The following is a 12,793-nucleotide window of genomic DNA, read 5'->3' on the forward strand; positions in this document are numbered from 1 at the left end:
TAATCGAACCTATTATGCAAGAGGTGGAAAATATGGCAAAGGAACGAATTATCATCATCGGGAGCGGCATCGCGGGTTGTACCGCGGCTCTACGATTAATGAGGAATTACGATGTGACAATAATTACAAAAGGGCAAAAAGAAGAAAGTAACTCGATGTTAGCTCAAGGTGGGGTCGCAGCAGCTGTTGCCAAAAATGATTCGCCGAAAAAACATTTTAGCGATACGTTCCAAGCTGGCTGCTACCACAATAGACCACTCGCCGTCAGAGAACTTACCACTTGCGGACCTATTATCATTCAAAAGCTAATTAAAGACGGTATGATGTTTGATAAAGAAGGGCACGAACTTGCTTTTGGGCTTGAAGGTGCCCACCAAATACCACGAATTTTACATGCTGGTGGTGATCAAACTGGCAAATTCTTAACTACTTTTTTGCAGGAGCAATTAACAAATATCCACTGGCAGGAACACCAGATGGCCATTCAGATTATGAAGCATAACGAGCAAGCAGTTGGTGTTTCTTGTTTAGATTCAGGCAATCAATTACATACATATTACGGAGAACATATCATTTTAGCGACTGGTGGACTGGGACAACTTTTCCCTGTGACAACTAATGCTAGAACGATATCTGGAGATGGTTTAGCACTTGCTTTTAACGCCGGCGCAAAGTTAGCTGATATGGAGTTTATTCAATTTCATCCAACATTACTTTTTGTAGATGGCCATTGTCACGGCCTTATTTCAGAAGCAGTACGTGGGGAAGGTGCAAAACTCATTCGTGATAACGGAACCGCCATTATGGCAGGGGTTCACCCTTTACTCGATCTGGCTCCTCGAGATATTGTTTCTGCCACTCTTTCTGAGGAAATAGCGCAAGGTAACCTAGTTTTCCTGGAAATTTCTGCTGTAAAAGACTTCGAAACACGTTTTCCAGCTATCACAGCTAGCTTAGACAATCACCATGTTCCTTTTCGCGAAACAATGCGCATACCTGTTCATCCAGGCGCTCACTTTTTGATGGGCGGGGTTCGAACAGACCTTAATGGTAGAACGAGTATTCCTGGCTTATATGCAGTTGGGGAAGTTGCAAATACTGGTGTCCATGGAGCTAATCGATTAGCTAGTAATTCTTTACTTGAAACACTTGTTTTTGGTGAAAAAGTAGCTGAATATATCCAATCGAATCCAGCAAAGCTAGTAAGTCAAGCGGAAACTCCCCCGCTTCCTAAAGCTTTTTCTACGCCTCATTTACCAGATAAACAACTACTTCAAGAAAAAATTGGCGATGCACTTGGAATTACTAGAACAATGGAAAAGCTCACAGACTTTCTCAACTGGACCAATCATTTTGATCTAGCAAGTAATACCCGAGAGGCAGCTGAAATAAGCCACATGCTCATCGTCGCCAAACTCATTGCGGGCAGTGCACAAAAACGTACAGAAAGCCTTGGTGCTCATCGAATTTTAAAAGGAGTAACGAAATGAATTCCATACTTATGAAACAAGCAATTCAAGCTTTTTTATTAGAAGATATCGGACAATATGACCTAACAACAGATAGCATTTTTGAAAATTCCGTTGTAGGGGAAGGTGTTTTTCTCGCTAAAGAGAATGGAATCCTATCAGGAGTGGATATTCCCCAAGTAGGCTTTTCATTTTTTGGCGGAGAAATAGATTATAAACCATACAAAAAAGATGGTGACCTCATTCAAGCTGGTGAAATTATTGGCTTAGTCGTAGCACCAGTGCGAACTCTGCTCAGCGCCGAACGTGTCATTTTAAATTTGATGCAACGTATGAGCGGTATTGCTACTCAAACTAATTTTGCTATAAAACAACTAGATGATCCGTCGATTCGAATTTGCGATACAAGAAAAACTGCTCCCGGTCTCCGGGCCTTCGATAAGTATGCCGTACAGACTGGTGGTGGGTTTAATCATCGAAATGGTCTATTCGATGGTGTTATGTTAAAAGATAACCACATCGCGTTCTCTGGCGGTATAATAAATGCTGTAGCTACTGTACGCGCAAAACTTGGCCATATGGTGAATATTGAAGTTGAAACAGAAACAGCTAGCCAAGTAACGGAAGCAGTCCAAGCCGGTGCAGACATTATTATGTTTGATAACCGCTCCCCTGAAGAGATTAAAGAGTTAGTAAAACTTGTTCCAGCTCATATCACCACAGAAGCTTCTGGCAACATCACCACTGATAACATCGCTTCCTACAAAGGTTGTGGAGTGAACTATATATCACTCGGTTTCCTAACACATTCTGTATGCGCCCTTGATATTAGCTTTAATAATAAAGGAGGAATGAAAAGTTGAATTTACTAGAAACCGTAGAAAATGATACGATGCCTGCTCGCTATAAATTAATGTCAAAAGAGATAATGACTGAGCGCGTTTTTGAAATTAAACAACAGCTCGGACAAGATCTTTTTATCCCATGCCATCATTATCAAAAAGATGAAGTTGTGCCTTTTGCTGATGCAATTGGTGACTCTTTACAATTGGCGCAAATTGCTGCTAATAATAAACAGGCGAGAAATATCGTTTTCTGCGGTGTACATTTTATGGCCGAAACAGCCGATATGCTGACAACAAAAGAACAAATCGTTACCCTTCCCGATATGCGTGCTGGCTGTTCTATGGCAGACATGGCCGATATCCATCAACTAACGAATGCTTGGACAAAATTGCAAGAACTATTTGACGATACCATCCTCCCGGTGACTTATATTAACTCTACCGCAGCTATTAAATCATTTGTTGGCGAGCATGGAGGAACCACCGTTACATCAAGCAATGCTACTAAAATTGTTGCATGGGCATTAGAGCAAAAAGAACGGATTTTCTTCCTTCCAGATCAACACCTTGGACGCAATACAGCTTTCGAACTCGGGATTCCACTTGATGCTATGGCCATTTGGGATCCGATTAAAAACGAGCTTGACTACGAAGGACATTTAGCCAATTGCAAAGTAATTCTTTGGAAAGGTTATTGCTCCGTTCATCAACACTTCACTGTGAAAAACATCGAAAACATTCGTAAAAGCTCACCTAATATGCGAATTATCGTTCATCCAGAATGTACCCATGAAGTTGTTTCTTTAGCAGATGATTCTGGCTCTACCAAGAAAATTGTGACAGAAATAAATAACGCCGCTGCTGGCACAGAATGGGCGATTGGTACAGAAGCTAACCTTGTTGCTCGAATCATTCAAGAAAATCCAGATAAAAAAATTGTTTCTCTAAATCCATTTATGTGTCCATGTATGACCATGAATCGAATTGATTTGTCTCACTTACTTTGGACACTCGAAGCAATCCAAAACGGCGAGAAGAGAAATCAAATTAAAGTCGATGAACAGACAACTAAATTCGCTTTAAAAGCCCTGGAACGAATGCTGCAACTTAGTTAAAATAAAAAAACGAAAGCCACAAGGCACTGCCACTAAAAAATGAGAATAAAAGAAAAACACTTTCGTTGAATTCATATAAAATGAAATTAACGGCGGTGTTTTTTGTGAGTACAAGTGTTGTGTATCCAGTAGAAATAAAAGTAGAAGCAATCAAAATGACGCTAGCTAGCAAAACAACTAAAGAAATTATGGACACAGCAAGAATCCGACACAAGGGAAAATTTGGTGCGCTGGTATCGAAATGGAGCAACCCATCAGTTTCATCAAGGGGAAGGAAAACAATATAAATATCAAAAAGGTCTCGTTGAATTACCCGAAATAGAGCAATTAAAAATAGCTCTTCGACAAAAAGAAGAGGGACTGGAAATCTTAAAAAAGTACAAGGCGTTGGAATTGTAAAAGATTACATTAAATATGATAAAAAAAGAATGCAACAAAAATTAGGCCACCAGTCTCCCGTTAATTTCAGGGAACAAGCAGCCTAATCAAAAGTATTTTTATTCAATTCTCATTTTCCTATGTTAGTGCATTACTTTTGCTGTACAACATAAGAGGTGTTTTTTCATCATATCCCACTTATGGGGGTCAGACTAACGAATTCTTTCGTTCTTTTATTTTAAGTAGCCTATTTCCACGCGAATTTTATCTTTCTTCGTCCGACCGCCAATTTCTAAAATCTTCACCCGGCCATACCCACGGGCCGATAATACATCTTCTTCTTCACATTCAAAATCCGGGTTCTCGACCGTTTTCCAGTTTACTTTTACAAGCCCGGCCACAACTAATTGTTTTGCTTTTTGCCTAGAAATATGATGTGCACTACTAATAATAACATCGAGCCGCATGCTTGAAACGGTCAGCCCCATTTCTTCCCAAACGGTTGGTGTAAATACAGCTTCCGATAAATCCGTTTCTTCGAGCATCACATTTACTTTGCCAATTTTCTCTAGTTGTAGCGTCAAATAATCTTTCATCTTACTTTCTACTAGCAACTGCCACTCTGTATCTTTATTTAAAATATCACCAAAAATATCCCGCTTCATTCCAAGCGACATCAGTGTCCCCAGAATTTTTTGATGCGTAAGCGTTGTGAATTTTACAGGATAACGAATATGAAATAATGCAATCTCAAAATCAGCTTCTGTTGGTGTGTAGTAATCCGGATAGATTAACGCGCGCCTCCGTTCGGCGTGCGCTACTCCACCAAAAAATTGCACTTTGATTTGATCGTATCCACCTATAATAGTTTCTATAATATAGCGCTGTCTAGGGTCCAAAAAATCTGTTAATTGCGGCGTATATTCATTTTCTACTTGCATCGTAATTCCGAGTACTTTATCAATAAATGCGTATTCTTCTGCGCGAAAATGCTGATAAATTGCGTCCATAATAATTTCTCCCTTTCAATTCATCCCAAGTCTTACGTTCTATTATACCATGAAAAATACTGCTACTAGGCTAATCTTGCTTATTAATTCAAAAAAAAACACCCATTTGAAAACGGGTGTACTTTTTAAAAAAGCATGGGAATTACGTATACTTGAATTAAACTTGTTAACACTCTCATTGCGTATTGGAAAATGAAATAGGCAACTAAAGATGAGATATCAAACATACCAATCGGCGGAATGATTCTCCTAAATGGTTCTAAAATCGGCTCAAATATACGCGCTAAAAATTGACCAATTTTTGACTCTCTTGCTCCTGGAAACCAACTCATTAAGAAATAAATAAACATCAGCGTTGGCAACCATCTGATAATAAATAGAATAACTTCCACCACTTGATATAAAATACTTTGCAATCTAGCTTACACCTCTAATTCATCACATAAAGTTTTGTTCATCGAGCATTTCGGAAATAGAGCCATCCACTTCTACATTGTCTGGCGTACATAAGAAAATATTATTTCCCACACGTTGGATATCTCCACCTAGCGCATAGACTGTACCACTTAAGAAATCAACAATACGTGTCGCTTGATCATGGCTAATACGTTGCAAGTTTACAACCACAGTCTTATATTCTTTTAAGTAATCTGCAAGTTCTTGGGCTTCTGCATATACACGCGGTTCTGCAAGTACCATACGACTAGAATACTGAGCTCCCTGCATACTAACCACCTTCGCATCATCTTCTTCCACAGCATAAAAACGATTTTTATTTGGTTTTTCTTTCTTCGTTTTCTTTTGCATCGGTTCTGGTTCCCTCGCTACTTCCTCTTCATAATATTCTTCCTCTTCATCTAAGAAAAAGAAAGACTTAAATTTATTCGATAGTCCCATTTGTTACACCTCCATATTTTCGTCACTCACCAAAGCTCTTCCTATTCGTATAAATGTAGCACCTTCTGTAATCGCAATCCCGAAGTCGTTCGTCATCCCCATGGACAACTCAGTACATGGAATATTTTTTAACTGAAGCGCATGAATTTCTTGCTGCAATTGCTTTAACTCATGAAATACGTGATGCAGCTCTTGTTCACTATTTGTAATAGGTGCCATTGTCATTAAGCCAACAATCTCAATGAACTGAAAATTTGCTTCTTGTAAAAACGAAAGCGCCTCTTCTCTAGAAAAACCATGTTTGCTTTCTTCACCAGAAATATTCACTTGTAAGAAACATTTCACAGGTTTTGTTGCCCGCTTTTCGATTTCTTTTGCAAGAGTAGCTCGATCAAGCGAATGTAAATAATTTATTTGTGGTAACACATCTTTTACTTTACGTGTTTGCAAAGAACCGATGTAATGCCAACAAATATCATTTTTATCTGCAAGTTGCGTTGTTTTGTCAAGAAATACATCTGCGCGATTTTCACCAAAGTGACGTATTCCTAAATCATATAGCTCGATCATTTCAGTTGGATCAATCGTTTTTGTAACAGCAACAAGTGTTACATTTGATTCTTCACGATTACTTTCCGCACAAGCGAGCTCGATTTGTTTGGTTACTTTTTCTAAATTAGCTTGTTTTGTCATTTGTTTTATCACCTTATATAATTCCCGAAGCGCTTTTATTTGAAACGCTTCTTGTTATAATCAGATACCCGGTCACTTAGAAGAAAAGAAGCGGCCGGGTGAATTGTGTTATAAGAATTATCCGCGACGATTACGGTTACGAATAAATGCTGGTACATCGACATCTGAACTATTTTGTTGTGGTTCAGCTTGTTGTTCGTGAACTGGGCCATTTGTTTGTTGCGGTGCAGATTTGGCATAATCATTTTGCGGCTCATCTTGCACAGCATAACTTGGGCGATTCACTTGGATAGATTGGTTGTTTGGGCGACGATTCGCTTGCGCTTGTTGTTGTGCTTGTTTTTCTTCGTCAAATCCAGTTGCAATCACAGTGACAATAAGTTCATCTTTTAATTCATCATTAATAACAGAACCGAAAATCATATTTACATCTTCATCTGATGCACTAGATACGATTTCTGCCGCTTCTTGCACTTCATAAAGGCTAAGGTTAGAACCACCAGTAATATTCATTAGGACTCCTTTAGCGCCATCAACAGATGTTTCAAGAAGTGGTGATGAAATAGCTTTTTTCGCTGCTTCTGCGGCACGATTTTCACCAGTTGCAATACCGATACCCATTAGTGCAGAACCACGATTTGTCATAATTGTTTTCACATCGGCAAAGTCTAAGTTAATTAAACCAGGAACGGCAATTAAATCAGAAATCCCTTGCACACCTTGACGTAAAACATTATCGGCTTCACGGAAAGCTTCAAGCATTGGCGTATTTTTATCAACGATTTGAAGTAAACGGTCGTTAGGAATCACGATTAATGTGTCAACCGCTTCTTTCATAGCTTCTGTTCCAGTTACTGCTTGCTTTGTGCGTTTCGGTCCTTCAAAGCCGAATGGACGAGTGACAACACCAACTGTTAATGCACCCATTTCTTTGGCGATTTGAGCGATAACAGGAGCAGCTCCCGTTCCTGTTCCTCCACCCATTCCAGCAGTGACGAACACCATATCAGAGCCTTTTAAAGCTTCTTCAATTTGTTCGCGACTTTCTTCTGCGGCTTTTTTACCAATTTCAGGTACAGCACCCGCTCCTAAACCACGCGTTAATTTTGTACCGATTTGTAATTTTGTTTCTGCTTTTGCTAAATTAAGCGCTTGAGCATCTGTGTTAACAGAAATGAACTCCACGCCTTGCACGCCATGTTCAATCATACGGTTTACAGCATTGTTTCCGCCGCCGCCAACACCGATTACTTTTATTGTTGCCAAACTTTCTGAACTAGTGTCAAATTCTAACATATTATTGCCTCCTATTTGCCGATTTATGCAATACGATTTTTTCTTGCTGACTTACCAGCTATTCACGTTTATTCAAAAAATGCGCCGAAAAAATTCTTCATTTTTGTAGATACTTTTTCGTCATCTGATTTTTTTTGTTTAGGTTGCTTTTGTTTTGGAGCATCTTCATAATGTGGCTCGCTCGCTGTACTGCTAACATCACGACCTTCTAATTCAGCCATTTGATAAGCATATTTTATTAAGCCTACCGCGGTTGTAAAGGACGGTTCGCGAACCCCAATATAGTCAGGAATGGCAAGCCTCACATGTGCTGCTAAAGTTTTTCCAGCTAAATCAATCGCACCTGGAATCGCCATGGAACCACCTGTTAAAACATAGCCACCTGGAAGATGTGTTTTACCAACTCGAGCTAGTTCTTCTAAAACTAATTGGAAAATTTCTTCCATACGTGCCTCAATAATATCAGCAACCTCCACTTGTGTGAAATGTTGTTTTTGATCACTACCAATCACATCAATAGCAAAAACTTCATCCGGTGAAGCATCCTCATAAAATGCGTAACCATGGTCAAGTTTAACACGATCTGCATTTGCTGTAGATGTATTTAGTCCAAGTGATAAGTCTTTCGTGATATTATCTCCCCCGACTGGGATAACACCAGTATAGGTTAATCTGCCTTGCTCGAACACACTAACGGTGGTCGTTCCAGCACCAATATTGATGAGTGCCGTACCAAATTCTTTATCATCTTCTGACAAGGATATCGACGCTTCAGCTAGTGGTTGTAAGGCAATATCAGAAATCTCTAGCCCAGCACGTTCCACACAACGTAATGTATTATGTAAAATTGTTTTTGAACCCGTAATTAGTGTGCCTTCCATCTCTAAACGGACACCAATCATTCCACGTGGATCTGTGATACCAGTCAAACCATCTACTACGAATTGATCTGGAATAGTATTAATAATTTCTCTTTCCGGAGATAATGGAACAACTTGAGCTGCATCCATCACGTTCCAGACATCTTCATCTGTAATTTCGCGATTTTCGCTACTAACCGCCACAATACCTCGACAAGCTTCCAGTTGAACTTGATTTGATACTACTCCAACGATTACTTGAGAAATTTCAACGCCAACCATTCTTTCTGCTTGTTCAATTGCCTTTTTGATGGATTCTACAGTCTTGTCTATGTCGATAATGATCCCTTTTTTAATTCCCGAGGACTCGACATTCCCAACACCGATAATATTGAGTCGATCGTCAGCCATTTCTGCGATGATTACCTTAACAGAAGCTGTTCCAATGTCTAAACTTACATAAATTTCGCTATCACCCATTTATCGGCACCTCCTTTTATTCTAGTCATTTAATATTTTATTTCATTTTTCATACCGAGCAAGGCCGGTTTTTTTAACGTACTTGGAAAAGCATTGTTACTTTTCTATTTTTATGGCGTTAGTGTAGAATGATTGCCCATTCTGGCTAACATACAAAATCACTTATTTACAGTCTACACTAAGAAAGAAGGTAATAAAAGCACAAAGAACAATTTTTGGCAAATTCTTAAGATATTTTTTTTATTTCATTTAAAAAGCGAACAAGTGTTGGCGTCCGTTGGTTAGCGGTTATCATTTTGTCACATTTTTGCAACAACTGTTATTTATAAACGTCGAAAATGCACAGAGAAGAAAATGGCCTAGCTTAATTTTTCTTTTTCTCCTCTGTTGCTTTTTTCTCTGCATTTTGTTGATAATAACTTTGGAAATAAGAACCTACCTCAATATCGATAACGCCTTTTTGTCCTTCTGATAATTGGGCAACAATCGATGGATAATGTTGCATTTTTTCAGCAAACGTACTAATTGTCGCTGAAACTTTATTCCCATCGTTCATATAAAGCTCGATATGATTATTGTCACTTTTGGTCGGACTGTATATTACTTCAGAAATCGAGCTAACGACATCTTTTGGTAGTTGATTAATCTGCGCTACCATTTTTTTAAGTATCTTCCCATTTTTAAAGTTCTGGAACAACAAATCATTTCCAATTGGAAATTGTCTCGGTTGGTCTGTTAATAAAACTCCACTTTCAAGAACATCATAATATTTGCCATCATTTTGTTGATAACCAATGGTTTTAAATTCAGTAATATCAATTTGGATATTGTTCATACCTTCTTTGGAAACTGTTGCTTTTTTTATTAAAGTATTTTTTTTAAGTGTTTCTTCCGCTTTCTTGTTGCTAATTCCTAGGACGAACTCGCCAATAGTTAGTCCACTTTCTTTTCGAACTTCATTCTCACTCAGCTGTTTATTTCCACTCACGCCAATTTCATCCAGTTTGCTGAGCGGAGATAGGAAATACAATGTTATTAATATTAAAATCGCAAAAATTCCGATTAAAATGGCTAGATGTCTGATTAATTTTTTCTTCCGGTATTTTTTTAATTCGGGTATACGGTTTTCAATAGATACTACTCTTCTATTTTCAGCCATTTTATTCGCTCCTTTCTACGATTTATTTCATTATGCTTAGGGCAACTTCGACTAGTTTGTTTGCCGCATCCACTCGCCCCATTTGTTTGGCACTTACTTTCATACTATTTAGTTTCTCTTCGTCATTCAAGATGGAATCAATCAGACCCATTAAATCCGTTTCTTTTAATTCTGGTTCGGTAATCACGATTGCTGCGTTATTTTTTTCAAGAGCACGAGCATTGTATTCTTGGTGATTAGCTGTCACGTAGGGGCTTGGTATTAAAATACTTGGAACACCTAGGGCTGTGAGTTCAGCCAGTGTTGTCGCACCTGCGCGAGAAACAACGAGTGTTACGGCATTGAGAATCTTAGGCATATCATAAATAAACGGTTGTACGCTAATATGATTTCCAAGCTTTAATTCCGCTAGTTTGTCTTTGATTTTCTCATAGTGTACTTCTCCAGTCACATAAAGCAATTGAAACTCCCGGTTGTTCCATTCTGGCAAAATAGCTTCAACAGCTTCGTTGACACCACGAGCTCCGCGACTACCACCAAAAACAAGTACTGTCGGTTTATCTGAAACAAGCCCGTATGCTTCTAATGCTTGATCTGAATCTACGCCAATTACTTCTGAGGCTCGAGGATTTCCAGTAAAAACGATTTTTTCTGATGCGAAAGAGTCGCTCACTTCTTCAAAACAAATCGCTACTTTGTCTGCATAACGACTTAAAAATTTATTCGTTAAACCAGCGACACTATTTTGTTCGTGAATCAAAGTGGGGACTTTTAGTTTTGCAGCAGCGTATACAACTGGACCACATACATAACCACCTGTGCCGATAACAACATCCGGTTGAAACTCACGAAGAATTTGCTTACTTTTTTTTGCTCCACTTAAGAAGCGCATCACTGTTTTCACATTTTCGAGTGATAGGGAACGTTTAAATCCAGTAATTTCAATCGCTTCAAATGGAATTCCTTCCCGTTTGATGATGTCTGCTTCAAGACCTTTTTCTGTTCCAATATATAAAAACTCCGCTTCTGGATGTCGCTGCTTTAATTCTCTGATGAACGCAAGGGCTGGATAAACATGTCCACCTGTGCCCCCACCGCTTATTGCTACTTTCATTTTTCCACCTCTTCTATTAGTTCGCTTATCGCTTCCATGTAGGCATTTCCGCGAACTTCAAATGTCCGGTATTGATCCCAGCTCGCGCACGCTGGTGAAAGTAAGATAATATCTCCTGGTGCAGATTCCTTGTAGGCAACCGGAACAGCCGCTTCCACATTATCGACATAATATACTTCAATACCTGCTATTTTCCCTACGCGTCCAATTTTATCTGCGGTTTCCCCGAAAACTATTAATGCTTTTACATTTTTGAAAAATGGCAGTAATTCATCAAAGGAGTTTCCACGATCTAATCCACCAGCTAATAAAATAACTGGATTTTTAAACCCTTTTAAAGCACTTTGCGTTGCCAAAATATTGGTTGCTTTGGAATCGTTATAAAATTTCCGACCTTGCCATTCCACCACAAATTGCGTCCGATGTTCTACGCCTTTAAATGTTTCTAAAACGTGCATAATTTCTTCATTAGTCACTCCTAATGTCTTAGCAACAGCTACAGATGCTAATACATTTTCCAAATTATGTTCTCCTGGAAGTAAAATCCTATCCCGGGCGCCAATGACTTCATCATCAAACATAATATTTCCATTTTGAACATAGCTCCCTTGGCCAAGGCGCTGGGTTGTTGAGAATGGAATCACTTGAGCTTTCATTTGTTTTGTTAAGTTTTTCAATTCTTCTTGATCCCAGTTAATGACTAGGAAATCGTCCTCGGTTTGATTTTTCTGAATGTGCCATTTGGCTTGGACATATTCAGAGCGATCTGTATGATAATCTAAGTGTGCTTCATAAATATTCGTAATCACAGAAATATGTGGTCTAAATGTATTTACACCCATTAATTGAAAAGATGAAAGTTCCATGGAGATATGCTGCTCACTTGTCGCATTTTCAGCTACTGCTGATGCGGGGAAACCGATATTTCCAGCAAGTAAAGAACTATTTTCTTGATGTGCATTTAGCATATGATGAATGATTGTCGTTGTCGTTGTTTTCCCATTAGTTCCAGTAATCCCAACAATCGGCGCTTCTGAAATTTGGTAAGCTAACTCCACTTCTGTGATAATAGGTATTTTTAGTTTTAGCGCTTTTTCAATCATCGGGTTGTTATACGGAATACCAGGGTTTTTTATCACTAACTCAAACCCTTCATCTAAAAGTTCAATTGGATGAGAACCACAAATGACTTTAATTCCTTGTTCGAGAAGTCCTTGTGCTTCCGGATTCTCGCTAAAAGGTTTTTGATCATTTACTGTTACAAAGGCTCCCAATTTATGCATAATTGTTGCCGCGCTAACACCACTTCTTGCTAATCCCAAAACAAGCACTTTTTTGTGATGGTACATTTCAATTTTTTTCATTTCCTTTGGTTCCCCCATTTATATCAAAATTGGCGGTCGGATTCATGAGATTCACAAAAACGACGGAAAGCGCCAACCAGATTCTGTTTAAAAAACAGCTAACTAGAGACGCT

General features: G+C 38.8%; 13 protein-coding genes and 1 pseudogene. 5 read left to right on the forward strand and 9 right to left on the reverse strand.

From position 1 onward, the window contains the following. Window positions 1–32: 32 nt before the first annotated feature. From nadB to JL53_RS16035, 5 genes and pseudogenes are all read left to right on the forward strand, one after another. On the forward strand, window positions 33–1,490 hold the full coding sequence (gene nadB / locus JL53_RS11205) for an L-aspartate oxidase (RefSeq protein ID WP_038407656.1): 1,458 nt from the start codon (window positions 33–35) through the stop codon (window positions 1,488–1,490). Next, on the forward strand, window positions 1,487–2,332 hold the full coding sequence (gene nadC, locus JL53_RS11210; RefSeq protein ID WP_038407657.1) for a carboxylating nicotinate-nucleotide diphosphorylase: 846 nt from the start codon (window positions 1,487–1,489) through the stop codon (window positions 2,330–2,332). Before nadB ends, nadC begins: the two co-directional genes overlap by 4 nt. Beyond that, window positions 2,329–3,429, forward strand: a complete 1,101-nt coding sequence (gene nadA / locus JL53_RS11215; protein WP_003720354.1) for a quinolinate synthase NadA — start codon at window positions 2,329–2,331, stop codon at window positions 3,427–3,429. Before nadC ends, nadA begins: the two co-directional genes overlap by 4 nt. A 104-nt stretch (window positions 3,430–3,533) precedes the next feature. Beyond that, a pseudogene (locus JL53_RS11220) lies at window positions 3,534–3,819 on the forward strand (IS3-like element ISLmo1 family transposase); the annotation flags it as partial. A gap of 38 nt (window positions 3,820–3,857) precedes the next feature. Then, window positions 3,858–3,914: a hypothetical protein gene (locus JL53_RS16035; protein ID WP_376740591.1), complete on the forward strand. Its 57-nt coding sequence runs from the start codon at window positions 3,858–3,860 to the stop codon at window positions 3,912–3,914. Window positions 3,915–4,040: 126 nt separating this feature from the next. On the opposite strand, the gene JL53_RS11225 is transcribed toward JL53_RS16035, so the two are convergent. The 9 genes from JL53_RS11225 to murD all read right to left on the reverse strand — a co-directional run bounded on the left by JL53_RS11225 (window position 4,041) and on the right by murD (window position 12,680). Beyond that, complete coding sequence (locus JL53_RS11225; protein WP_003720373.1) at window positions 4,041–4,817, reverse strand: YlmH family RNA-binding protein; 777 nt, start codon at window positions 4,815–4,817, stop codon at window positions 4,041–4,043. 125 nt (window positions 4,818–4,942) lie between these two features. Next, on the reverse strand, window positions 4,943–5,233 hold the full coding sequence (locus JL53_RS11230) for a YggT family protein (RefSeq protein ID WP_038407658.1): 291 nt from the start codon (window positions 5,231–5,233) through the stop codon (window positions 4,943–4,945). Window positions 5,234–5,255: 22 nt separating this feature from the next. Beyond that, on the reverse strand, window positions 5,256–5,714 hold the full coding sequence (locus tag JL53_RS11235; protein WP_003720385.1) for a cell division protein SepF: 459 nt from the start codon (window positions 5,712–5,714) through the stop codon (window positions 5,256–5,258). 3 nt (window positions 5,715–5,717) lie between these two features. Further along, window positions 5,718–6,407 (reverse strand): YggS family pyridoxal phosphate-dependent enzyme, encoded by a 690-nt coding sequence (locus JL53_RS11240; RefSeq protein WP_038407659.1) that lies wholly within the window; start codon window positions 6,405–6,407, stop codon window positions 5,718–5,720. 117 nt (window positions 6,408–6,524) lie between these two features. Beyond that, the gene (gene ftsZ / locus JL53_RS11245) at window positions 6,525–7,703 is read right to left on the reverse strand and encodes a cell division protein FtsZ (protein ID WP_038407660.1); all 1,179 of its coding nucleotides are present in this window, start codon (window positions 7,701–7,703) and stop codon (window positions 6,525–6,527) included. Between the two features lie 68 nt (window positions 7,704–7,771). Then, on the reverse strand, window positions 7,772–9,043 hold the full coding sequence (gene ftsA, locus JL53_RS11250) for a cell division protein FtsA (protein WP_038407661.1): 1,272 nt from the start codon (window positions 9,041–9,043) through the stop codon (window positions 7,772–7,774). Between the two features lie 364 nt (window positions 9,044–9,407). Beyond that, window positions 9,408–10,202: a cell division protein FtsQ/DivIB gene (locus JL53_RS11255; RefSeq protein ID WP_038407662.1), complete on the reverse strand. Its 795-nt coding sequence runs from the start codon at window positions 10,200–10,202 to the stop codon at window positions 9,408–9,410. Window positions 10,203–10,224: 22 nt separating this feature from the next. Beyond that, window positions 10,225–11,316 (reverse strand): undecaprenyldiphospho-muramoylpentapeptide beta-N-acetylglucosaminyltransferase, encoded by a 1,092-nt coding sequence (murG, locus tag JL53_RS11260; RefSeq protein ID WP_038407663.1) that lies wholly within the window; start codon window positions 11,314–11,316, stop codon window positions 10,225–10,227. Continuing rightward, window positions 11,313–12,680, reverse strand: a complete 1,368-nt coding sequence (murD, locus tag JL53_RS11265) for a UDP-N-acetylmuramoyl-L-alanine--D-glutamate ligase (RefSeq protein WP_038407664.1) — start codon at window positions 12,678–12,680, stop codon at window positions 11,313–11,315. Before murD ends, murG begins: the two co-directional genes overlap by 4 nt. Window positions 12,681–12,793: the final 113 nt, after the last annotated feature.

It is taken from the genome of Listeria ivanovii subsp. londoniensis, from assembly GCF_000763495.1.
GTDB classification, from domain to species: Bacteria; Bacillota; Bacilli; order Lactobacillales; family Listeriaceae; genus Listeria; species Listeria londoniensis.

What these genes read in the sequence shown, in the direction of transcription:
- nadB (WP_038407656.1), top strand. Translation starts at nt 33, where the DNA reads ATGGCAAAGGAACGAATTATCATCATCGGGAGCGGCATCGCGGGTTGT.
- nadC (WP_038407657.1), top strand. Translation starts at nt 1,487, where the DNA reads ATGAATTCCATACTTATGAAACAAGCAATTCAAGCTTTTTTATTAGAA.
- JL53_RS11225 (WP_003720373.1), bottom strand. Translation starts at nt 4,817, where the DNA reads ATGGACGCAATTTATCAGCATTTTCGCGCAGAAGAATACGCATTTATT.
- JL53_RS11235 (WP_003720385.1), bottom strand. Translation starts at nt 5,714, where the DNA reads ATGGGACTATCGAATAAATTTAAGTCTTTCTTTTTCTTAGATGAAGAG.
- JL53_RS11240 (WP_038407659.1), bottom strand. Translation starts at nt 6,407, where the DNA reads ATGACAAAACAAGCTAATTTAGAAAAAGTAACCAAACAAATCGAGCTC.
- ftsZ (WP_038407660.1), bottom strand. Translation starts at nt 7,703, where the DNA reads ATGTTAGAATTTGACACTAGTTCAGAAAGTTTGGCAACAATAAAAGTA.
- ftsA (WP_038407661.1), bottom strand. Translation starts at nt 9,043, where the DNA reads ATGGGTGATAGCGAAATTTATGTAAGTTTAGACATTGGAACAGCTTCT.
- JL53_RS11255 (WP_038407662.1), bottom strand. Translation starts at nt 10,202, where the DNA reads ATGGCTGAAAATAGAAGAGTAGTATCTATTGAAAACCGTATACCCGAA.
- murG (WP_038407663.1), bottom strand. Translation starts at nt 11,316, where the DNA reads ATGAAAGTAGCAATAAGCGGTGGGGGCACAGGTGGACATGTTTATCCA.
- murD (WP_038407664.1), bottom strand. Translation starts at nt 12,680, where the DNA reads ATGAAAAAAATTGAAATGTACCATCACAAAAAAGTGCTTGTTTTGGGA.